This is a genomic window from Streptomyces sp. NPDC014656 (genome assembly GCF_043084305.1).
Taxonomy (GTDB): Bacteria; Actinomycetota; Actinomycetes; order Streptomycetales; family Streptomycetaceae; genus Streptomyces.
Genome location: NZ_JBIBZN010000006.1, coordinates 316,997 through 338,544, shown reverse-complemented (window position 1 = coordinate 338,544; position 21,548 = coordinate 316,997). Strand labels below are relative to the sequence as shown.

General features: G+C 72.4%; 16 protein-coding genes. 11 read left to right on the top strand and 5 right to left on the bottom strand.

Annotation, left to right across the window (positions count from 1 at the left end; translation table 11 throughout):
• Nucleotides 1-21 precede the first annotated feature (21 nt).
• Both ACF1ED_RS17310 and ACF1ED_RS17305 read right to left on the bottom strand, forming a co-directional pair.
• Nucleotides 22-1,209: a trypsin-like serine peptidase gene (locus ACF1ED_RS17310; protein ID WP_391761231.1), complete on the bottom strand. Its 1,188-nt coding sequence runs from the start codon at nt 1,207-1,209 to the stop codon at nt 22-24.
• A 91-nt stretch (nt 1,210-1,300) separates the two neighbouring features.
• On the bottom strand, nt 1,301-2,476 hold the full coding sequence (locus ACF1ED_RS17305) for a trypsin-like serine peptidase (protein ID WP_391761229.1): 1,176 nt from the start codon (nt 2,474-2,476) through the stop codon (nt 1,301-1,303).
• 473 nt (nt 2,477-2,949) lie between these two features.
• Between ACF1ED_RS17305 and ACF1ED_RS17300 the strand changes: the two genes are divergently transcribed.
• From ACF1ED_RS17300 to ACF1ED_RS17280, 5 genes are all read left to right on the top strand, one after another.
• Nucleotides 2,950-4,356, top strand: coding sequence for a diaminobutyrate--2-oxoglutarate transaminase family protein (locus ACF1ED_RS17300; RefSeq protein WP_391761227.1), 1,407 nt, complete (start codon nt 2,950-2,952; stop codon nt 4,354-4,356).
• A gap of 38 nt (nt 4,357-4,394) precedes the next feature.
• The gene (locus tag ACF1ED_RS17295; protein ID WP_391761225.1) at nt 4,395-6,272 is read left to right on the top strand and encodes an IucA/IucC family protein; all 1,878 of its coding nucleotides are present in this window, start codon (nt 4,395-4,397) and stop codon (nt 6,270-6,272) included.
• Nucleotides 6,273-6,375: 103 nt separating this feature from the next.
• Entirely contained in the window at nt 6,376-7,158 is a 783-nt protein-coding gene (locus tag ACF1ED_RS17290) for a GNAT family N-acetyltransferase (protein ID WP_391761223.1), read from the top strand.
• 60 nt (nt 7,159-7,218) lie between these two features.
• Nucleotides 7,219-9,042, top strand: coding sequence for an IucA/IucC family protein (locus tag ACF1ED_RS17285; RefSeq protein ID WP_391761221.1), 1,824 nt, complete (start codon nt 7,219-7,221; stop codon nt 9,040-9,042).
• A 50-nt stretch (nt 9,043-9,092) separates the two neighbouring features.
• Nucleotides 9,093-11,066 (top strand): ATP-dependent DNA helicase, encoded by a 1,974-nt coding sequence (locus ACF1ED_RS17280; protein WP_391761219.1) that lies wholly within the window; start codon nt 9,093-9,095, stop codon nt 11,064-11,066.
• A 132-nt stretch (nt 11,067-11,198) separates the two neighbouring features.
• Here ACF1ED_RS17280 and lexA read toward each other — a convergent pair whose 3' ends face one another.
• The gene (gene lexA, locus ACF1ED_RS17275) at nt 11,199-11,987 is read right to left on the bottom strand and encodes a transcriptional repressor LexA (protein ID WP_031010805.1); all 789 of its coding nucleotides are present in this window, start codon (nt 11,985-11,987) and stop codon (nt 11,199-11,201) included.
• A gap of 457 nt (nt 11,988-12,444) precedes the next feature.
• Here lexA and nrdR point away from each other — a divergent pair, with 457 nt between their 5' ends.
• Complete coding sequence (gene nrdR / locus ACF1ED_RS17270) at nt 12,445-12,951, top strand: transcriptional regulator NrdR (RefSeq protein WP_391761216.1); 507 nt, start codon at nt 12,445-12,447, stop codon at nt 12,949-12,951.
• Between the two features lie 174 nt (nt 12,952-13,125).
• On the top strand, nt 13,126-16,023 hold the full coding sequence (locus tag ACF1ED_RS17265; RefSeq protein ID WP_391761214.1) for a vitamin B12-dependent ribonucleotide reductase: 2,898 nt from the start codon (nt 13,126-13,128) through the stop codon (nt 16,021-16,023).
• A gap of 107 nt (nt 16,024-16,130) precedes the next feature.
• Here the strand turns inward: ACF1ED_RS17265 and ACF1ED_RS17260 are convergent, their stop codons facing one another.
• Nucleotides 16,131-16,661: a TerD family protein gene (locus tag ACF1ED_RS17260; protein ID WP_391761212.1), complete on the bottom strand. Its 531-nt coding sequence runs from the start codon at nt 16,659-16,661 to the stop codon at nt 16,131-16,133.
• 240 nt (nt 16,662-16,901) lie between these two features.
• Between ACF1ED_RS17260 and ACF1ED_RS17255 the strand changes: the two genes are divergently transcribed.
• The gene (locus tag ACF1ED_RS17255) at nt 16,902-17,507 is read left to right on the top strand and encodes a YdbC family protein (RefSeq protein WP_391761210.1); all 606 of its coding nucleotides are present in this window, start codon (nt 16,902-16,904) and stop codon (nt 17,505-17,507) included.
• A gap of 4 nt (nt 17,508-17,511) precedes the next feature.
• On the opposite strand, the gene ACF1ED_RS17250 is transcribed toward ACF1ED_RS17255, so the two are convergent.
• Nucleotides 17,512-18,195 (bottom strand): TetR/AcrR family transcriptional regulator C-terminal ligand-binding domain-containing protein, encoded by a 684-nt coding sequence (locus tag ACF1ED_RS17250; protein WP_391761208.1) that lies wholly within the window; start codon nt 18,193-18,195, stop codon nt 17,512-17,514.
• 91 nt (nt 18,196-18,286) lie between these two features.
• Here ACF1ED_RS17250 and ACF1ED_RS17245 point away from each other — a divergent pair, with 91 nt between their 5' ends.
• Genes ACF1ED_RS17245 through ACF1ED_RS17235 form a run of 3 tightly spaced genes read left to right on the top strand, consistent with a single transcriptional unit; the run spans nt 18,287 to nt 21,523 of the window.
• Nucleotides 18,287-19,903: an ABC-F family ATP-binding cassette domain-containing protein gene (locus ACF1ED_RS17245; RefSeq protein WP_391761206.1), complete on the top strand. Its 1,617-nt coding sequence runs from the start codon at nt 18,287-18,289 to the stop codon at nt 19,901-19,903.
• 33 nt (nt 19,904-19,936) lie between these two features.
• A complete protein-coding gene (locus ACF1ED_RS17240) occupies nt 19,937-20,596 on the top strand; it encodes a histidine phosphatase family protein (protein ID WP_391761204.1) in 660 nt (219 codons plus the stop codon).
• A gap of 12 nt (nt 20,597-20,608) precedes the next feature.
• On the top strand, nt 20,609-21,523 hold the full coding sequence (locus tag ACF1ED_RS17235) for an ADP-ribosylglycohydrolase family protein (RefSeq protein WP_391761203.1): 915 nt from the start codon (nt 20,609-20,611) through the stop codon (nt 21,521-21,523).
• The last annotated feature ends 25 nt before the right edge of the window (nt 21,524-21,548 follow it).

Below are 21,548 nucleotides of genomic sequence, written 5' to 3'. Positions count from 1 at the left end.
GAGCCGTTCTCCGAGGAGCGGTCAGCGGGCGAACTTCTTGCTGACCATGTCGTACGCGGCCCGGGCCCCGCGGCCGAGCTGCGGGCCGGCCAGCCAGCCCCGGCCGCCCGCCGGGCCGATCGAGGTGTTCGACACCAGTGCGGTCCGCCCGCCCGGCAACGCCCGGAACCAGCCGCCGCCCGACGAACCCGCCGTCATCGTGCAGCCGATCCGGTACATGACCGGCGTCGCCGGAGCCGTGGTGAGCCGGGACGGCCGGTCCAGGCACTTGTGCATGATCACGCCGTTGTACGGGGCGGCCTGCGGGTAGCCCCAGGCGCCCACGGTCCCCGCCCGGGCCGGTGCGGGGGCCGAGAAGTCGACCGGCAGCGCCGCGCCGACGGTCTCCTCCAGCGACTTGCCGCCGCGCCGGGGCTGCACGTGCAGGACGGCGTAGTCGTACGGCCAGGCCTGTGCGGTGCCGCCCCGCTGGAGCCACTCGCCCGACGTCACCGCCCAGTCGGCCCAGTACTGGCCGTACGGGTGGACCTCGTGCGACCGGGCGTTCCGCAGCGCCGCGGGGGACTTGCCCAGGTCGTTGAAGGCCGGGACGAAGGTGATGTTGCGGTACCAGCCGCCGCGCTGCCCGGCATGGACGCAGTGGCCGGCCGTCCAGACCAGGTTGGACTTCCCGGGCCGGCGCGGGTCCTGCACGATCGTGCCCGAGCAGACCATCGAGCCCTGCGGCGAGTCGAAGAAGATCTTGCCCACGGGGGCGGCGTGGCGGTGGTACGGCGTCTTCTCGCGCTGCGCCGTCACCGGCCGCGGCACCGGGTCCGAGCCGGAGGCCCCGGCCTGCGCGGTGATCGTCGGGTCCGGGCTCTTCGCCGACTGCATGCGCGCCGGGTCCCACAGGTCCTCGATGACCGGATTGACGAAGTCCTCGGCCTCGCGCAGCCAGGTGCCGGTGTCCCAGTCCCGCCACCCGCCCCGCTTCCACGCGTCGAGGTCGACACCGTGCTTCTTGAGCTTGTCGGCGAGGTCGCCCGCGAGGCCGTCCGCGCCGCCGGCCCCCTCGGAAGGCGCGGGCGAGGACGCGGACGCGGACGCGGACGCGGAGCCGCTCGCCCCGCCCGCCGCCGGCGTCTCGGTCGGCCCGCAGGCCGTGACGGTCAGCGCGAGCGCCGTCGCCACGCCGAGGGCCGCGGGTATGAGTCGTACGGAACGCATGTGGTGGTTTCCCCCTGGAAAGTGTCCTGAGCGAGCGGAGGGAGGCGGGACCGTCCGGCCCCGCCTCCCTCGGATGCGCACCGCCGGCGGGCTACCGGCCGGCGTATTTCTTGCTGACCTCGTCGAAGATGGCCTTGGCCTCGGGGCCGAAGCGCGGGCCGGCCAGCCAGCCGGCCGTCGACGGGCCGATCGAGGTGTTCGACACCAGAGCCGGCTGACCGTCCTGGCCCTGCGCGACCCAGCCGCCACCGGAGGAACCGGCCGTCATCGTGCAGCCGATGCGGTACATCGTCGGCTGCTCCGCCTTGAGCGACAGACGGCCCGGCTCGTCCGCGCACCGGAACATCTTCTGGCCGTCGAACGGCGGCGCCGCCGGGTAGCCCGTCGCCGTCATGCTCGCGATCTTCGGCACCGCCGGGGCGTTGAACTCGACCGGCAGGGCCGTGCCGACCGTCTCCTCCAGCGACTTGCCGGACGAACCCTTCTCCGGGGTCACCTGGATGACCGCGAAGTCGTACGGGGCGCCCGCGCCGCCGGTGGACGCGCCCTGCGCGATCCACTGGTCGGAGGTCTTCACCCAGTCCGCCCACCACACGCCGTACGGCGCGATCTGCTCGCGCGTCGCCTTCTCCAGGTCGGAGGTGGGCAGCGCGGAGTCGTTGTAGGAGGGGACGAAGGCGATGTTCCGGTACCAGCCGCCCTCCTTGCCCTTGTGTACGCAGTGGCCGGCGGTCCACACCAGGTTGGACTTGCCGGGGTGGGCCGGGTCCTTCACCACGGTGGCCGAGCAGACCATCGAACCATCGGGACCGTCGAAGAAGACCTTGCCGGAGGCGGGCGAGTTGGCGTGGTACTTCGCCGGCACCGCCTTCGCCTTCACCGGCTTCGGCGTCGGGTCGGTGACACCCTCGTCACCCGAGATGTCCTCCTCCTCGACCGGACGCTCGGGACGCTCGGCGTCCCGCATCCGGTCCGGGTCCCAGAGGTCCTCGATGATCGGGTTGACGAAGTCCTTCGCCTCACGAAGCCACTTGTCCTTGTCCCAGTTCCGCCACTCGCCGTCGCGCCACTTGTCGAGATCGATGCCGTGGTCCTGCAGGCGCTTCTTCAGGTCCTCCGGAATCTTGATCTTGTCGACCGGGTTCTCGCTCACCGGCGCACTGGGCTTGTCTCCTGCGTTCTCCTCGGTCGGGCCACAGGCCGTCGCGGTGAGCGTCAGCGCCGCGACGGCGGACGCCGCCATCAGCAGCGGACGAATCGATCGCATCTCGTGATCCCCCTGGGACTACGTCAACTGGTACATGTCTGAGCTTCGGTCGCACTCACGTCCGGACGGACGCGAGAACGACGGCCCCCACTATGCCGGTGCCGGAGGGGACGGTACGCGCCCCGCCGGTGGTTCCGGAGCCGGTGCGGCCGTTGTCATGCCGTGATCCGGGACACGCCAAGGATCTTGCCTCCCGACCGTGTTCCCCGGCAGTTCCCGTCGTTGGTACGTGCGGGGGACACAACGGCGGCGCTCGGAGCGGCCTTTGGGTGCGGCCGGGCGGTCCGCCGATGTGCAACGCAACTGTTATCGCGGGAGGACACCGAGCCGTGGCCGTGACCGAATCAGCTCCAGCCACCGCCACCACCCGGCCCCCGGCCCCCGGCGCGGCCCCGGCCCCCGGTGAAGGCCCCCCGGCCGGTCCGGCGGCGGCTGCTCCGGCCGCCCCCGGTCCCGCCGCGTCGGATCCCGCCGTGCCCGGTCCCGCCGCGTCCACCCGGCGGGGATACGGCACGGCGGCCGGCGGGTACGAGGCCATCCTGCGGCGCCAGACCCAGCGCGAGTCCGCCGCCCGCACCTACGCCCGCTCGCTGCCGATCGTCCCGGTCCGGGCCCGCGGCCTGACCATCGAGGGCGCCGACGGCCGGCGCTACCTCGACTGCCTCTCCGGAGCCGGCACCCTCGCGCTCGGCCACAACCACCCGGTCGTCCTCGAAGCCATCCGCAAGGTCCTCGACTCCGGCGCCCCCCTCCACGTCCTCGACCTCGCCACCCCGGTCAAGGACGCCTTCACCTCCGAACTGTTCGCCACCCTCCCCCCGGAGCTCGCCGCCGACGCCCGGATCCAGTTCTGCGGGCCCGCCGGCACCGACGCCGTCGAGGCCGCCCTCACCCTGGTCCGCACCGCCACCGGCCGCCGCGGCCTGTTCGCCTTCACGGGCGCCTACCACGGCATGACCGCAGGGGCCCTCGCCGTCTCCGGCGGCGCCGACGACGTCCGCGTCACCCGGCTCCCGTACCCCCAGTCGTACCGCTGCCCCTACGGCATCGGCGGCGAGCGCGGCGCCGAACTCTCCGCCCGCTGGACCGAGACCCTCCTCGACGACCCCAAGAGCGGCGTCACCACCCCCGCCGGAATGATCGTCGAGGCCGTCCAGGGCGAGGGCGGCGTCCTCCCCGCCCCCGACGCCTGGATGCGCCGCATGCGGAGCATCACCGCCCGGCACTCCGTCCCCCTCGTCGTCGACGAGGTCCAGACCGGCGTCGGCCGCACCGGCGCCTTCTGGGCCGTCGAGCACAGCGGCGTCGTCCCCGACGTGATGATCCTCTCCAAGGCCATCGGCGGCTCCCTCCCGCTCGCCGTCATCGTGTACCGCTCCGGACTCGACGCCTGGGAACCCGGCGCCCACGCCGGGACCTTCCGCGGCAACCAGCTCGCCATGGCCGCCGGCACGGCCACCCTCGCGTACGTCCGCGAGAACCGCCTCGCCGACCGGGCCGCCGCCCTCGGCGCCCGGATGCTCGGCCGGCTCCAGGGCCTCCAGGCCGCCCACCCCTGCGTCGGCGACGTCCGGGGCCGCGGCCTCATGATCGGCGTCGAACTCGTCGACCCCGAGGCCGCCGGCCCCGACGACCCCACCCCGCCCGCCGCCCCGGCCCTCGCCCGGACCGTCCGGCAGGAGTGCCTCGCCCGCGGCCTCATCGTCGAGCTCGGCGGCCGCCACTCCGCCGTCGTGCGCCTCCTCCCCCCGCTCACCCTCACCGACGAGCAGGCCACCGCCGTCCTGGACCGCTTCGCCGACGCCCTCGCCGCCGCCGAACGGGCCCACGTCCCCCGGCCGCCCGCCCCCCACCGGCCCGCCCCCGGACCGTCCCACTGAACCGGACCGCCCACGGCCCCCTCTCCAAGGAAACCCGCGTGAACGCCACCCCCACCTCCCAGCTGCCCGAGACCGAGCCCCACCCCGACGCGGAGGAACCCACGGTCCCGCGCCAGCACACCGGCCCCAGCCTCCCGAGGACGCCCCGCCCGGGAGCCACGCAGGCCACCGACCCGCACCGGCCCGGCACCCCCGCCGCCGACCCGCTCGACGACCCCGACCCCCAGCGGGCCGCCGACACCGCCGCCGTCGAGAACCTCCTCCGCTGCTGGGTCCGGGAGAAGAACCTCCCCGCTCCCGACACCACCACCCTCCGCATCCCCCTCGACGCCAGCGGCACCGCCCTCCTCGTCCCCGTCCCGTACTGGTCGCCCACCGGCTGGCACCGCTTCGGCACCCCCACCCTGGAGGGCCTCCCCTCCTCGGCCCCCGCCGTCGACGCCGTCACCCTCGCCGCCCTCCTCAGCCGGGAGACCGGCCGCACCGAGGCCACCGAACTCGTCGGCCGGGTCGCCGACTCGGCCCGCCGCACCGCCGACTTCCTCACCGCCTGCCGCCGCGACCCCCGGCCCCACCCCGGCGCCGATCCCTTTCTCGCCGCCGAGCAGTCCCTCCTCCTCGGCCACCCGCTCCACCCCACTCCCAAGAGCCGCGAAGGACTCTCCGAGGCCGAGTCCCGCCTCTACTCGCCCGAACTCCACGGCTCCTTCCCCCTCCACTGGTTCGCCGTCGACGCCTCGCTCCTCGCCTCCGACTCCGCCTGGACCGAGCAGGGCCGCCCCGTCACCGCCGAACAGCTCGCCACCGGCCTCGCCGAAGGACTCGCCCACCCCGCCGGCACCACCCCCCTGCCCCTGCACCCCTGGCAGGCCCGCGAACTCCTCCACCGCCCCGACATCCGGGCCCTCCTCGACCAGGGCCTCCTCCACGACCTGGGCCCCCACGGCAGCCGCTGGCACCCCACCTCCTCCGTCCGCACCGTCCACCGCCCCGGTGCCCGCGCCATGCTCAAGCTCTCCCTCGGCCTGCGCATCACCAACTCCCGCCGCGAGAACCTCCGCAAGGAACTCCACCGCGGCGTCGAGGTCCACCGCCTCCTGCGCACCGGCCTCGTCGACGAGTGGCAGGCCGCCCACCCGGGCTTCGACATCGTCCGGGACCCCGCCTGGCTCGCCGTCGACGCCCCCGACGGCACCCCGGTCCCCGGACTCGACCTGATGATCCGGCACAACCCCTTCGGCCCCGGCGACGACGCCGTCTGCCTCGCGGCCCTCACCTCCCCCCGCCCCTGGACCGGGACCCCCGGCATGAGCTCCCGGCTCGCCGACCTCGTCCACCGCCTGTCCGCCCGCACCGGCCGCCCCGTCGCCGCCGTCTCCGCCGAGTGGTTCCTCCGCTACCTCGACCAGGTCGTCCGCCCCGTCCTCTGGCTCGACGGCCACGCGGGCATCGCCCTGGAAGCCCACCAGCAGAACACCCTGGTCCTCCTCGACGCCGACGGCTGGCCCGCCGGCGGCCGCTACCGCGACAACCAGGGCTACTACTTCCGCGAGTCCCACCGGGCCGAACTGGAGAGCCGCCTCCCCGGCATCGGCACCCACAGCGACACCTTCGTCTCCGACCAGGTCACCGACGAGCGCTTCGCCTACTACCTCGGCATCAACAACGTCCTCGGCCTGATCGGCGCCTTCGGCGCCCAGCACCTCGCCGACGAGCGCATCCTGCTCGCCGCCTTCCGCTCCTTCCTCACCTCCGCCACCGGTCTCGGCTCGCCCCTCCCGCACCGCCTCCTCGAAGCCGCCACCCTCCGCAGCAAGGCCAACCTCCTCACCCGCCTCCACGGCCTCGACGAACTCGTCGGCCCCGTCGACACCCAGTCCGTCTACGTCACCATCACCAACCCGCTCCGCGCCTGAGTCCCCGGGCGGCCCGCCCACCGTCGCCCACGGCCCGCGTCCACCGGCGCGTCCCCCGCCCACCCACCGCGGGGACGCCCACGACCCATGGAAGACCCGCCGCATGTCCATACATCCGGACCACAGACCCGACACCGGCACCAGAACCGCTGCCGCTGCCGACCGGCCGCCGGCCGATCCGACGGGCGACGACACCCTCGACCTCCGCGTCGGCGACCTCGTCGCCCTCCTCACCGGCGGACAGCCGGCACCCTCGGCCACGCCCGACGCCGCGAGCGACTCCCCGAGCGAGTCCGCCGACCGACGACTCGACGGCGACCTGCTCGACTCCGTCGCCTCCTGGGCACCGGCGGACACCCGTCTCGGCCGCTTCCGCCTCGCCCCCGTCCGCCTGGCGCGCGACCTCCCCCTGCTCGCGCGGTGGATGAACGACCCCGCCGTCGCCGCCTTCTGGGAACTCGCCGGACCCGACACGGTCACCGCCGACCACGTCCGCGCCCAGCTCGAAGGCGACGGCCGCAGCGTCCCCTGCCTCGGCGTCCTCGACTCCACACCGATGAGCTACTTCGAGCTCTACCGCGCCGACCTCGACCCGCTCTCCCGCGCCTACCCGGCCCGCCCGCACGACACGGGCATCCATCTCCTCCTCGGAGGCGCCGCGGACCGGGGGAGGGGCGTCGGCACCGCACTCCTGCGAGCCGTGGCCGATCTCGTCCTCGACCACCGTCCCCGCTGCACCCGCGTCGTCGCCGAACCCGACATCCGCAACACCCCCTCCGTCTCGGCCTTCCTCAGCGCCGGCTTCCGCTACGCGGCGGAAATCGACCTTCCCGACAAACGAGCCGCCCTCATGATCCGTGACCGGGCCCTCCGTCACGTTCTGTGACCACCCTCTGCTTTTGATACACCGCTCGACCCACAGCGGTTCCCACTTCGAGGAGTCTTTGTGACGACGTCCCCAGCACCCCACGACTCCGCACGACCCGCGGCGACCACCGCCCCCGCCTCCGAACTGCTCGCGCCCCCCGAGCTCAATCCCACCGCCTGGGCCCGCGCCTCCGCCCGCACCCTCGCCAAAGCCCTCGGCGAGTTCGCCTACGAGGAGATCCTCGAACCCCTCCCCGCCGGCGCGGACGCCCCCGACCGCTACTCCCTCGCCCTCGACGACGGCGCCGCCCTCGCCTTCACCGCCCGCCGCGGCGCCTACGGCGGCTGGCGCGTCGATCCCGGCACGATCACCTGCGACGGCCGCCCGCTGACCGACCCCCTCGACCTGCTCGTCCGCGCCCGCCGACTCCTCGGCCTCGACGGCGCCACCCTCGGCCACCTCATCCGCGAGCTCTCCACCACCCTCGCCGCCGAGGCCCGCCTCCACCACACCGCCCTCACCGCCGACCGCCTCGCCGACCTGCCCTACGCCGAACTCGAAGGCCACCAGACCGGACATCCCTGGCTGGTCCTCAACAAGGGCCGCATCGGCTTCTCCGCCGGCGACGCCGCCCGCTGGGCCCCCGAGGCCCGCCGCGCCACCCGCCTCCCGTGGATCGCGGTCAGCGAACGCATCGCCGCCTACCGCGGCGTCGAAGGACTCGACACCCCCGACAAGCTCTACGCGGGCGAACTCGACCCGCCCGTCCTCGACGCGTTCCGTGCCGAGCTCACCGCCCGCGGCCTCGACCCCGACACGTACCTGCTGCTGCCCGTCCACCCCTGGCAGTGGGACGAGATCCTGCTCCCGCTCTACGCCCCCGCCATCGCCTCCGGCGCCCTCGTACCGCTCTCCGCCGACGGCGACCTCCGCCTGCCGCAGCAGTCCATCCGCACCTTCCTCAACACCGGCCGACCCGACCGGCTCACCGTCAAACTGCCGCTCTCCGTGCTCAACACCCTCGTCTGGCGAGGCCTCCCCACCGAGCGCACCCTCGCCGCCCCCGCCGTCACCGCCTGGGTCCACGGCCTGCGCGACGCCGACCCCTTCCTCCGCGAGGAGTGCGGCGTGATCCTCCTCGGCGAGGTCGCCTCGGTCACCGTCGAGCACCCCCTCTACGACCGGCTGCCCGAAGTCCCGTACCAGTACAAGGAACTGCTCGGCGCGATCTGGCGCGAACCGCTCCGCCTCCCGCCCGGCGAGCGCGCCCGCACCCTCGCCTCCCTGCTCCACACCGACCCCGAGGGCCGCGCCTTCGTCGCCGAACTCGTCGAGCGCTCAGGCCTGGCCCCCACCGTCTGGCTCCGCCGCCTCTTCGCCGCCCTGCTGCCGCCGCTGCTCCACTTCCTCTACCGCTACGGCACCGTCTTCTCCCCGCACGGAGAGAACGCGATCGTCGTCTACGACGAGCAGGACGTCCCCGTCCGTCTGGCGATCAAGGACTTCGTCGACGACGTCAACATCAGCGCCCACCCGCTCCCCGAGCACGCGACGATGCCCGAGGACGTCCGGGCCGTCCTCCTCACCGAGGAACCGGGCTTCCTCACCCAGTTCATCCATTCGGGGCTCTTCGTCGGCGTCTTCCGCTACCTCGCCCCGCTGTGCGAAGAACAACTCGACGTCCCGGAGACGGACTTCTGGTCCCTCGTCCGGGCCGAGATCATCCGCCACCAGGAGCGCTTCCCCGAGCTGAAGGACCGGTTCGAGCTCTTCGACCTGCTCACCCCCCGGATCGAACGCCTCTGTCTCAACCGCAACCGACTGCACATGGACGGCTACCGGGACCGCTCCGACCGCCCGCACGCCGCCGTCCACGGCACCGTCCCCAACCCCCTCGCGTGATCCGGAGGAGTGCCTCCGCTGTCAGCGCGGCCCCTTAGGCTGGGAACGCTATGACGAAGCCATCCCTCCCCGAGCTCCTCCACGCCGCCGTCGCCGCCGTCGGCGGCACGGAGCGGCCCGGCCAGGTCACCATGGCCGAGGCCGTGGCCGAGGCCATCGACGACAATTCCCACCTGCTCGTCCAGGCGGGCACCGGCACCGGAAAGTCGCTCGGCTATCTCGTGCCGGCGCTCGCGCACGGGGAGCGGGTGGTGGTGGCCACCGCCACCCTGGCGCTCCAGCGCCAGCTCGTCGAGCGCGACCTGCCGCGGACGGTCGACGCGCTCCACCCGCAGCTGCGCCGCCGCCCCCAGTTCGCCATGCTCAAGGGCCGGTCGAACTACCTGTGCCTGCACCGTCTCCACGAGGGGGTCCCGCAGGACGAGGAGGACGGCCTGTTCGACCCCTTCGAGGCGGCCGCGCCCACCAGCAAGCTCGGCCAGGACCTGATCCGGCTGCGCGACTGGTCGGACGAGACGGAGACCGGCGACCGGGACGACCTGACGCCCGGCGTCTCCGACCGGGCCTGGGCCCAGGTCTCGGTCTCCTCCCGGGAGTGCCTCGGCGCGAGCAAGTGCGCCTACGGTGCGGAGTGCTTCGCCGAGGCGGCCCGCGAGCGCGCCAAACTCGCCGACGTCGTCGTCACCAACCACGCCCTGCTCGCCATCGACGCGATCGAGGGCGCCCCCGTGCTGCCGCAGCACGAGGTCCTGATCGTCGACGAGGCCCACGAGCTGGTCTCCCGGGTCACCGGCGTGGCCACCGGCGAGCTCACCCCCGGCCAGGTGAACCGGGCGGTGCGCCGGTCCGCCAAGCTCGTGGACGAGAAGGTCGCCGACCAGCTCCAGACCGCTGCCGAGGGCTTCGAGCGGGTCATGGAGCTGGCCCTGCCGGGCCGCCTGGAGAAGATCCCGGAGGACCTGGCGTACGCGCTGATGGCCCTGCGCGACGCGGCCCGCGCGGTGATCACCGCGCTGGGGAACACCCGCGACCGCTCGGTGCAGGACGAGGACGCGGTCCGCAAGCAGGCGATGGCCTCGGTCGAGACCGTGCACGGCGTCGCCGAGCGGATCACCCAGGGCTCCGAGTACGACGTCGTCTGGTACGAGCGCCACGACCGCTTCGGCGCCTCGCTGCGGGTCGCGCCGCTCTCGGTCTCCGGGCTGCTGCGGGAGAAGCTCTTCACCGAGCGGTCCGTCGTCCTCGCCTCGGCCACGCTCAAGCTGGGCGGCGACTTCAACGGGGTGGGAGCCTCGCTGGGTCTGGCCCCCGAGGGCATCGCCGGGGACGACCTGCCCGTGTGGAAGGGCATCGACGTCGGCTCCCCGTTCGACTATCCCAAGCAGGGCATCATGTACGTCGCCAAGCACCTGGCCAAGCCGGCCAGGGACGGCGACCGCGGCGACATGCTGGACGAGCTCACCGAGCTGATCCAGGCGGCCGGCGGGCGGACCCTGGGGTTGTTCTCCTCGATGCGGGCGGCCCAGCTGGCGGCGGAGGAGCTGCGGAGCCGTATTCCGGAGTTCCCGATCCTGCTCCAGGGCGAGGACACCCTGGGCGAGTTGATCAAGAACTTCTCGGCGGATCCGCAGACCTGTCTGTTCGGCACGCTGTCGCTGTGGCAGGGCGTGGACGTGCCGGGTCCCAGCTGTCAGCTGGTCGTCATGGACAAGATTCCGTTCCCCCGCCCCGACGACCCACTGATGAGCGCGCGCCAGAAGGCGGTCGAGGAGGCCGGGGGGAACGGCTTCATGGCCGTGGCGGCGACGCACGCGGCGCTGCTGATGGCCCAGGGCGCGGGCCGCCTGGTCCGGGCGACCGGCGACCGGGGTGTGGTGGCCGTCCTGGACCAGCGGCTCGCCACCGCGCGGTACGGCAGCTACCTGAAGGCCTCGATGCCCGACTTCTGGTACACGACCGACCGCAATCAGGTACGCAGGTCGCTGGCGGCGATCGACGCGAAGGCGAAGGCGGACGGCGTCTGAGCCGAGGTCCGGACACACGTCCGGCCCCGGCGGGAAGCCGGGGCCGGATGCGAGCCAGGAGAGGGGGCCGTACAGCGGGCCCCGGAACCGGCGCAGTGGGTTCCGGGGCCCGGTCCGGGCCGGCGGGTCCGGTCAGACCCGCCGCAGTACGGCGACCACCTTGCCGAGGATCGTCGCCTCGTCGCCGGGGATGGGCTGGTACGCGGCGTTGTGCGGCAGCAGCCAGACGTGGCCGTCCTCGCGCTTGAAGCGCTTCACGGTGGCCTCGCCGTCGAGCATGGCGGCGACGATGTCGCCGTTCTCCGCGACGGGCTGGCGGCGGACCGTGACCCAGTCGCCGTCACAGATGGCGGCCTCGATCATGGAGTCGCCCACGACCTTGAGGACGAAGAGCTCGCCGTCGCCGACCAGCTGCCGGGGGAGCGGGAACACGTCCTCGACGGACTCCTCGGCCAGGATGGGGCCGCCGGCCGCGATCCGGCCGACCAGCGGCACGTACGACGCGGCGGGCTTGCCGGTGGTGTCGGTCGGCTGAGTGCTGGGCTGGTCCGAGCCGCGCACCTCGTACGCCCGGGGGCGGTGCGGGTCGCGGCGGAGGAAGCCCTTGCGCTCCAGGGCCATCAACTGGTGGGCCACCGACGACGTGCTGGAGAGCCCCACCGCCTGACCGATCTCGCGCATCGACGGCGGGTAGCCCCGCCGCTGGACCGAGTCGCGGATGACTTCGATGACCCGGCGCTGGCGGTCGGTGAGGCCGGAGCTGTCGGCCCTGATGCCTGGAGGCCTTCCGGGGAGGGCTCGGGCGGGACGCCCGGGCTCCTCGCCGTTCATGGCTGTGTCGTTCATGGCGTGCACCGGCTCGAGTCGGCCCTGGGAGCGGTCCTGGGCGGTGATGGTGGCGCTGTCTGCGGTGGTGGTCACGTCGTCGGCCCCTCTCGATTGGTCTCCCTGGCTGGCACAACGGTAGTAGCTTTCGAAAGGTTGCGCCAAACACACGTTCGAGTGAAAATCCGCAGATTGCCTTACGCGTGTGCGGGTGGGGGTGTATGGGAGTCCGACCTCGGAGGGCTTCAAGGGGGCTTCGGGGGGTCGATCCCGCCCTTACGGTAGCCTTCGCCGCTGGGTTCTCCGGCCCCGGCGCGCCCTCCCAGTCTCCCATTCGCGGAGTGCGGACGCGGCTCCGGGGGTCTCGCGACACGCGGGGGTGTCGCAACGCTCTCAACCCTAGATCTAGTGGTTGGATGTCACCGGCCACCCAGGGATAGTGGTCCCCGGTCCGCCGGGGCAGCCTCCATCGCCTATGCTGGTGGTCGCTTCGAGGGGCCTGACGAGCCCGGCGAGGCTGTTCAGTCGTGCCGTGAGGAGAGGGTCGTAACCGATGCACTGCCCCTTCTGCAGGCACCCCGACAGCAGGGTCGTCGACAGCCGCACCACCGATGACGGCACGTCGATCCGACGCCGCCGCCAGTGCACCGACTGCGCCCGCCGCTTCACCACGGTGGAGACCTGTTCGCTCATGGTGGTCAAGCGCTCCGGCGTCACCGAGCCCTTCAGTCGCACCAAGGTCATCTCCGGCGTCCGCAAGGCGTGCCAGGGGCGGCCGGTCACCGAGGACGCCCTCGCCAAGCTCGGCCAGCGGGTCGAGGAGGCGGTGCGCGCCACCGGCAGCGCCGAGCTGACCACGCACGACGTGGGCATGGCCATCCTGGGACCGCTGCAGGAGCTCGACCTCGTCGCCTACCTGCGCTTCGCGTCCGTGTACCGGGCTTTCGAGGGACTCGAAGACTTCGAGGCCGCCATCGCGGAACTCCGCGTGCGGCCTCCCGCTGAGCAGGGCGGGACCGGTGCCTCCGAGGTGCCCGTTCCCGCCGGCGCCGCCGACTGACGGCGGTCCGGGCCCCCGCGGCCCGGCGACCGGCCGCGACACCGGCCGTGAAGACCTGCCCCGGGCGGCCTCCGTGGTGCCCGCGGGTCAAGCAGTACAGAACGTAGTACAGAAGACGGTGCTCTGGGATTATCTGGGCGCCAAAGGGTGTTTTGCCCATATATGGGAGGCGGCATGACAGAGACGGCGAGCGGCCCGGCACGTGGTTCCCGCACCAAGGGAGCCAAGGCGGCGAGCAAGGGCCTGCGGATCGAGCGCATCCACACCACCCCCGGCGTGCATCCGTACGACGAGGTGAACTGGGAGCGCCGTGACGTCGTCATGACCAACTGGCGCGACGGCTCGATCAACTTCGAGCAGCGCGGCGTCGAGTTCCCCGACTTCTGGTCGGTGAACGCGGTCAACATCGTCACCAGCAAGTACTTCCGCGGGGCCGTCGGCACCCCGCAGCGCGAGACCGGTCTGAAGCAGCTCATCGACCGCATCGTGAAGACCTACACGAAGGCCGGCGAGGACTACGGCTACTTCGCCTCGCCCGCCGACGCGGAGATCTTCGAGCACGAGCTCACCTACGCCCTCCTCCACCAGATCTTCAGCTTCAACTCGCCGGTCTGGTTCAACGTCGGCACGCCCCAGCCCCAGCAGGTCTCCGCCTGCTTCATCCTGTCCGTCGACGACTCCATGGAGTCGATCCTCGACTGGTACAAGGAAGAGGGCATGATCTTCAAGGGCGGTTCCGGCGCCGGCCTGAACCTCTCCCGCATCCGCTCCTCCAAGGAGCTGCTCTCCTCCGGCGGCAACGCCTCCGGTCCGGTCTCCTTCATGCGCGGCGCCGACGCCTCCGCGGGAACCATCAAGTCCGGTGGTGCCACCCGCCGCGCCGCCAAGATGGTCATCCTCGACGTCGACCACCCCGACATCGAGAACTTCATCGAGACCAAGGTCAAGGAGGAGGAGAAGATCCGCGCCCTCCGTGACGCGGGCTTCGACATGGACCTGGGCGGCGACGACATCACGTCCGTCCAGTACCAGAACGCCAACAACTCCGTGCGCGTGAACGACGAGTTCATGAAGGCCGTGGAGTCCGGCGGCACCTTCGGCCTCCGTGCCCGCATGACCGGCGAGGTCATCGAGAAGGTCGACGCCAAGTCGCTCTTCCGCAAGATGGCCGAGGCCGCGTGGGCCTGCGCCGACCCGGGCATCCAGTACGACGACACGATCAACCACTGGCACACCTGCCCCGAGTCCGGCCGCATCAACGGCTCGAACCCGTGCAGCGAGTACATGCACCTGGACAACACGTCCTGCAACCTCGCCTCGCTGAACCTCATGAAGTTCCTCAAGGACGACGGCAAGGGCAACCAGTCCTTCGAGGTCGAGCGCTTCGCCAAGGTCGTCGAGCTCGTCATCACCGCGATGGACATCTCCATCTGCTTCGCCGACTTCCCGACCCAGAAGATCGGCGAGAACACCCGCGCCTACCGCCAGCTCGGCATCGGCTACGCCAACCTCGGCGCCCTGCTGATGGCGACCGGCCACGCGTACGACTCCGACGGCGGCCGTGCCCTCGCCGGTGCCATCTCCTCCCTGATGACCGGCACTTCGTACAAGCGCTCCGCCGAACTCGCCGCGGTCGTCGGCGCCTACGACGGCTACGCCCGCAACGCCGAGCCGCACCAGCGCGTCATGAAGCAGCACGCCGACGCCAACGAGACGGCCGTCCGCATGGACGACCTGGACTCGCCGATCTGGGCCGCCGCCACGGAGGCCTGGCAGGACGTGATCCGCCTCGGCGCCAAGAACGGCTTCCGCAACGCCCAGGCGTCGGTCATCGCCCCGACCGGCACCATCGGTCTCGCGATGTCCTGCGACACCACCGGCCTGGAGCCGGACCTCGCCCTGGTGAAGTTCAAGAAGCTCGTCGGCGGCGGCTCGATGCAGATCGTCAACGGCACCGTCCCGCAGGCCCTGCGCCGCCTGGGTTACCAGGAGGAGCAGATCGAGGCGATCGTCGCCCACATCGCCGAGCACGGCAATGTGATCGACGCCCCGGGCCTGAAGACCGAGCACTACGAGGTCTTCGACTGCGCCATGGGTGAGCGCTCCATCTCCGCGATGGGCCACGTCCGCATGATGGCCGCCATCCAGCCCTGGATCTCCGGCGCCCTCTCCAAGACCGTGAACCTGCCGGAGACGGCCACGGTCGAGGACGTCGAGGAGGTCTACTTCGAGGCGTGGAAGATGGGCGTCAAGGCGCTCGCGATCTACCGCGACAACTGCAAGGTCGGCCAGCCGCTCTCCGCCAAGAAGAAGGAGGACGAGAAGGCCGAGGTGACCGCGAAGACCGAGGCGACGATCCGCGAGGCCGTCGAGAAGGTCGTCGAGTACCGCCCGGTCCGCAAGCGCCTTCCGAAGGGCCGCCCGGGGATCACCACCTCCTTCACCGTCGGCGGCGCCGAGGGCTACATGACCGCCAACTCCTACCCGGACGACGGTCTCGGCGAGGTCTTCCTGAAGATGTCGAAGCAGGGTTCGACCCTCGCGGGCATGATGGACGCCTTCTCCATCGCCGTCTCCGTCGGTCTGCAGTACGGCGTCCCGCTGGAGACCTACGTCTCGAAGTTCACCAACATGCGCTTCGAGCCGGCCGGCATGACCGACGACCCGGACGTGCGGATGGCGCAGTCGATCGTCGACTACATCTTCCGTCGCCTGGCGCTGGACTTCCTGCCCTTCGAGACCCGCTCCGCGCTCGGCATCCACTCCGCCGAGGAGCGCCAGCGTCACCTGGAGACCGGCTCCTACGAGCAGGCCGACGACGAGGTCGACGTCGAGGGCCTGGCCCAGTCCGCCCCGGTCGCCACGGAGCTGAAGGCCGTCGCGGCCCCGGCCCCCGTCGTCAAGGCGGAGGTCCCGGCCCCGAAGCAGGCGCACACCTCGGCGGAGCTCGTCGAGATGCAGCTCGGCATCAGCGCCGACGCCCCGCTCTGCTTCTCCTGCGGTACGAAGATGCAGCGCGCCGGCTCCTGCTACATCTGCGAGGGCTGCGGCTCCACCAGCGGCTGCAGCTGACCTGAGGCGATGACCCGCCGGGAGTGATCCCGGCGGGCGGGCGGTGGAACCGGATGCCGGTTCCACCGCCCTTCGTCATGTCCGGACCGTTCCGACGGGCGGAGGGGTCAGGCGCGCGCGGAGCCCATGAGCGAGCCGAAGGTCTGCGGGTCGGTGTCGAACCCCTGGGACAGGCGCCGGAAGGTCCAGCCCGCCGCGCCGTCCCGGGTGAACTCGACGACGGTCGCCGCGGTCGCGCCGGCGGCTGCCGAGAGGTCGTCGCCGAGCAGCTCGGTGTAGCCCTCGCTGACCCGCACGGCGGTCTGGGTTATGGAGCCGAAGACGACGCGGCCCCCGGTCTGCTGTATCGCGACGCCGACCACGACGCGGACGTAACGCGGCGCGAGCCGGTCGAGCTCCAGGGTCATCGCCTCGTCGTAGCCGAAGCCCTGCCCCGTGCGGCTGTCGCGGTGGAGGGTGATCGTCCCGTCGGCGGAGCGGCTGCCGAAGTGGACCAGCTGGGCGGGCGTCCCGTGGGGGTCCTCGGCGGTGAAGACGGCGGCGACGAGATCGAGGTCGTGCGCGGGCGCGCCCGCCGGCGCCGGGTCCCACTTGAGCGCCACCTCGACCTTGCCGACGCCCTTGTTGAGTCCGCTCACGCTGCTTCCCCTTTCCCGTTCCCCTGCGAGGACCCGTCGCTCCGTGTCCTCCTTCATGGTGTCACGCACGTACGACAGTTGGGTCTGCCGAGGCATCCGAGTGCCGTTCCCGGGCGGGTAGTGCCGGAAGTCGACGCCCGACTGGCCTGAAAGGAAGGGGCGCTGACGGCGTCTCACACGGGTTCGCCCCTCTGTGATGACGGTCTGCCGGGGTGCCCCTCGGGCCCGTACGATGGCGCGGTGCTGGTCAAGTGGATTCGCTGCGCCGTCGTGGACCGTCGAGGTTTCGAGCGGGGGCAGCGGAAGTGGGCGGGGCTGCTCGGGGAGCCGGGCTTCCGGGGGCAGGGCGGTGGCTGGAGCCGGGCCCGCCCCGAGATCGCGCACGTCTTCTCCTTCTGGGAGAGCCGGGCCTTCTACGACTCCTTCATGGCCCGCTCGCACGACCGGCTGGCCGCCGCGCAGTCCGGCACGTACAAGGACGCGCAGATCAAGCTCTTCGACCACCGCTTCGACGTGAAGACCGGCTTCGAGCCGAAGTTCGCCGACGCCGATGTGGCGCGGGTGGCGCACTGTCGTGTCCACGAGGAGCGGGTGGAGCACTTCGCCCTCATGCAGGAGAAGGTGTGGAACCCGGCGATGGCCGGTTCCCCGGGCATGCTGCGGGGGCTCTTCGGCGAGTCGTCGGGCCACGAGTTCCTGGTGCTCTCGCTCTGGAACTCCGCCGCGGAGCACGGCAAGTACCGCGAGGAGCGGGTGGAGCGCCTCGGTCTGCGGGCGCAGACCGAGGCCGACGTGGCCGCGCTCACCGGTGACGTGGTGCGGCTCGAACCGACCTGGACCGTCTGACGGTTCAGCTCTCGGTGGCGGGAGCGGTGCCGGGCGGGGCGGGGCTCCCGGCCGGGGCCGGGCCCCCGGTCCGTCTGTCGAAGACGCCTGCCGTCGTGGCCCTCAGAGCCGCGTCCGCGGCTTGGTCCGCCAGTTCCTCGTCGATGGGTTCGCGGGTGACGAAGAGGCGGAGGAAGAGAGGGGCGGAGACGGCCCGGACCACGGCTCCGGCGTCCGTGGCGGCGGGCGCCTCGCCCCGGTGCACCGCCCTGGTCACGACCTCCTCGCAGCGGCGGAAGCGCTCCGCGTAGAAGGAGCGCAGGGCGTCGGCGGCGCGCGGCGACTGGAACGCGGCGCCGACGAAGGCGGTGGGTGCCGCGGCGTCCGCCGGCTCCCGGAACCCCTCGACGACCTCGTGGGCGAGGGCGCGCAGATCCCCGGCGAGGCTGCCGGTGTCGGGCGGAGTCCAGTCGTCCTCCCCGGCGAGGTCGAGGGCGTCGGCCACCATCCCCTCCACTCCGCCCCAGCGGCGGTAGAGCGTCGTCTTGTGCACGCCGGAGTGCTCCGCCACGTACTCCACCGTCAGGGCGGGGTAGCCGTGTTCGGTCAGTCCGGTCAGGACGGCGTCGCGGACGGCGGCCCGGGTGCGGGCGGTCCGTCCGCCGGGGCGCCGGCTGCCGGGTGCGGGGGCCTCGCTCGTCTCGTTCAATTGCTACTCCCGTTGCATTAGTGCCTCCGAGTGTGCCACACTCATCATTAACGCAACAAGGGTTGTGTTTGCCGTTGCCCCGGGAGGTGCCATGCCCGCACAGATCTCGCTCCACGACGTGACCGTCTCCCGTGGGGAGCGGATACTCCTCGACCGCGTCTCGCTCTCCGTCCGTCCCGGCGAGCGGGTCGGGATCGTGGGGGAGAACGGCGCGGGCAAATCCACGCTCCTCCACCTGCTCGCCGGCACGGTCACGCCGGACGAGGGGCGGGTCACCGTCCTGACCGACGGCGGCCTGCGGCTCGTGCGCCAGACCCCCGAGCTGCCGCCGGAGAAAACGGTGGCCGACGCCGTCGACTCGGCGCTCGCCGACTTCCGCGCCATGGAGGCGCGACTGCGCGCCCTCGAGGCCCGCCTGGACCGCGGGGCCGCCGACGATCTCGCCGCGTACGGGGAGCTGCTCACCGCCTACGAACTCCGCGGGGGGTACGAGGCCGACGCCCGCGTCGACAAGGCGCTGCACGCCCTCGGGATCGCCCGCATCGCCCGGGACCGCCGGCTCGGCGGTCTCTCCGGAGGGGAACAGGCCCGGCTCGGCATCGCCTGCGCCGTCGCCGCCGCGCCCGAGGTCCTCCTGCTCGACGAACCCACCAACCACCTCGACGCCGCGGCGCTCGACTGGCTGGAGGAGTCCCTCCGCGGCCACCCGGGGACCGTCGTCGCCGTCTCCCACGACCGCGTCTTCCTGGAAGGGGTCACCACCGCCCTCGTCGAGGTGGACACCGACCGGAAGGCCCTCGTCCGGCACGGCGAGGGATACGCGGGCTTCCGCGCCGCGCACGAGGCCACCCGCCGCCGTCGGCAGCAGGAGTACGAGGAATGGCGCGCCGAGACCGAGCGCCTGGAGACCTACGCGGAGGGCACGGCCCATGCCGTCGCCGCGGGCCGAGTCATGAAGGACAACAACAAGATGGCCTACGACCGGGCCGGCGGCCGTGTCCAGGCCTCCGTGTCCGGCCGCGTGCGCAATGCCCGGGAGCGGCTGCGCAGGCTCAAGGCGGAACCGGTGTCCGAACCGGCGCCGCCCCTCGCCTTCGCCGCCCGCCCCCAGGCCGGAGCGGCCCACGGCGAACTGCTCGCCCTGCACGGCGTCCGGGTCGGTGAGCGGCTCGCCGTCGACACGCTCACCCTCCGGGTCGGTGAACGGCTCCTCGTCCACGGGGAGAACGGGGCGGGCAAGTCCACTCTGCTGCGCGTCATGGCGGGCCGGCTCGCCCCCGACCGGGGAGAGGTCCGGCGCCGGGGCGCGATCGGCCTCCTGTCCCAGGAGGTGACCGTCCGGCGACCGGCCGAACCCCTGCTCACCGCCTTCGGCGACGGGCTGGGGCTCGGGCTCGACGACGACGGCCTCGCCGAACGGCTCCTGTCGTACGGACTGTTCCGGACGGACGATCTCATGGTGCCCGTGGGAAACCTCTCGGCGGGACAGCTGCGCCGACTCGCACTCGCACGGCTGCTCGCCCGTCCCGCAGACCTGCTGCTCCTCGACGAGCCCGCCAACCACCTCGCCCTGGGTTTGGTCGAGGAGCTGGAGCGGGCCCTGGAGGAGTGGCCGGGCGCCCTCGTGGTGGTCTCGCACGACCGCGGACTGCGGCGCGCGTTCACCGGACGAATACGCCGGATGGATTCCGGCCGCCTCCTCGACTGAGCCGAACGGGGCGTCTCCCTCTAGGGTCGGAGCATGGCACGACCGCGGCGCATCGTTCTCGTACGGCACGGAGAATCCGAAGGCAATGTCGACGACACCGTCTACGAACGGGAGCCCGACCACGCCCTCCGGCTCACCGGGACCGGCCGGCGGCAGGCGGAGGAGACGGGGGAGCGGCTGAGGGAACTCTTCGGCGACGAGGCGGTCAGCGTGTACGTCTCGCCCTACCGGCGGACCCACGAGACCCTCCACGCCTTCAAGCTGCCACCGGGACGGCTCAGGATCCGTGAGGAGCCACGGCTGCGGGAGCAGGACTGGGGCAACTGGCAGGACCGGGAGGACGTACGCCTCCAGAAGGTCTACCGGGACGCGTACGGGCACTTCTTCTACCGCTTCGCGCAAGGGGAGTCGGGGGCCGACGTGTACGACCGCGTGGGGGCGTTCCTGGAGAGTCTCTACCGCAGCTTCGAGGCCCCCGACCACCCGCCGAACGTCCTGATCGTCACCCACGGGCTGACCATGCGGCTCTTCTGCATGCGCTGGTTCCACTGGAGCGTGGCCGAATTCGAGTCACTGTCGAATCCGGGCAACGCGGAAACCCGGGTCCTGCTGCTCGGGGAGGACGGGCGCTACCGGCTGGACCGCCCCTTCGAACGCTGGTGTACCCCGGAACCGTACGGCCCCACCGGATAGAGTGGCGCACCGATGATCGCTGACTCCTCATTCGACCGGCGCTTCGACCGCGCCCTCGCCAGTCTGCGCGGACTGGCCGTGGGGGACGCACTGGGCTCCCAGTTCTTCGTCCCCGCGCACTACCCCCTGCTGAAGCGGCGCGAGCTGCCGCCCGGCCCCTGGCAGTGGACCGACGACACGGAGATGGCCTGTTCCGTCCTGGCCGTCCTCGCCCGACACGACCGCATCGACCAGGACGCCCTGGCCGCCTCCTTCGCCGACCACCACGACTTCGACCGGGGCTACGGCCCCGCCGTCAACCGGATGCTCCGGCTGATCCGGGAGGGCGGCGACTGGCGCGAACTGTCCGCCGCCCTCTTCAACGGACAGGGATCCTGGGGCAACGGCGCCGCGATGCGCATCGCCCCGCTCGGCGCCTGGTACGCCGACGACCCCGAGCAGGCCACCCACCAGGCCGAGATCTCCGCCTACCCCACCCACCAGCACCGGGAGGCGGTGGTCGGTTCGATGGCCGTCGCCGCGGCGGCCGCCCTCGCGGCCGACCCGGCCGGTCCTCCCACGCCCGAGGCGCTGCTCGACGGCGTCATCGCCCTGGTCCCGCGCAGCGCGGTCGGCGCGGGGCTGCGCCGGGCCCGCGACATGCTGGACTACGGCGACGCCGGGACCGTCGCGGCGGTGCTCGGCAGCGGCAGGCGGACCAGCGCGCACGACACGGTGCCGTTCGCCCTCTGGTCGGCGGCCCGGAGCCTGGGTGACTTCGAGACGACGTTCTGGACGACGGCGCAGGTCGGCGGGGACGTCGACACGACCTGCGCCATCGCCGGCGGCGTGGTGGCCTCCGGGGCCGCCGGCGCGCCCCCGGCCGCATGGCTGGACCGCACCGAGGCGCTTCCCGCCTGGGTGCCGCAGGCTCCGGCCCGGAGCTGAACGCCACGGATGCCCGGACCCCTCG

Excerpts from the sequence above, each read along its gene's own strand:
- ACF1ED_RS17310 (WP_391761231.1), bottom strand. The coding sequence starts at position 1,209 with ATGCGTTCCGTACGACTCATACCCGCGGCCCTCGGCGTGGCGACGGCG.
- ACF1ED_RS17305 (WP_391761229.1), bottom strand. The coding sequence starts at position 2,476 with ATGCGATCGATTCGTCCGCTGCTGATGGCGGCGTCCGCCGTCGCGGCG.
- ACF1ED_RS17290 (WP_391761223.1), top strand. The coding sequence starts at position 6,376 with ATGTCCATACATCCGGACCACAGACCCGACACCGGCACCAGAACCGCT.
- ACF1ED_RS17280 (WP_391761219.1), top strand. The coding sequence starts at position 9,093 with ATGACGAAGCCATCCCTCCCCGAGCTCCTCCACGCCGCCGTCGCCGCC.
- nrdR (WP_391761216.1), top strand. The coding sequence starts at position 12,445 with ATGCACTGCCCCTTCTGCAGGCACCCCGACAGCAGGGTCGTCGACAGC.
- ACF1ED_RS17265 (WP_391761214.1), top strand. The coding sequence starts at position 13,126 with ATGACAGAGACGGCGAGCGGCCCGGCACGTGGTTCCCGCACCAAGGGA.
- ACF1ED_RS17245 (WP_391761206.1), top strand. The coding sequence starts at position 18,287 with ATGCCCGCACAGATCTCGCTCCACGACGTGACCGTCTCCCGTGGGGAG.
- ACF1ED_RS17240 (WP_391761204.1), top strand. The coding sequence starts at position 19,937 with ATGGCACGACCGCGGCGCATCGTTCTCGTACGGCACGGAGAATCCGAA.
- ACF1ED_RS17235 (WP_391761203.1), top strand. The coding sequence starts at position 20,609 with ATGATCGCTGACTCCTCATTCGACCGGCGCTTCGACCGCGCCCTCGCC.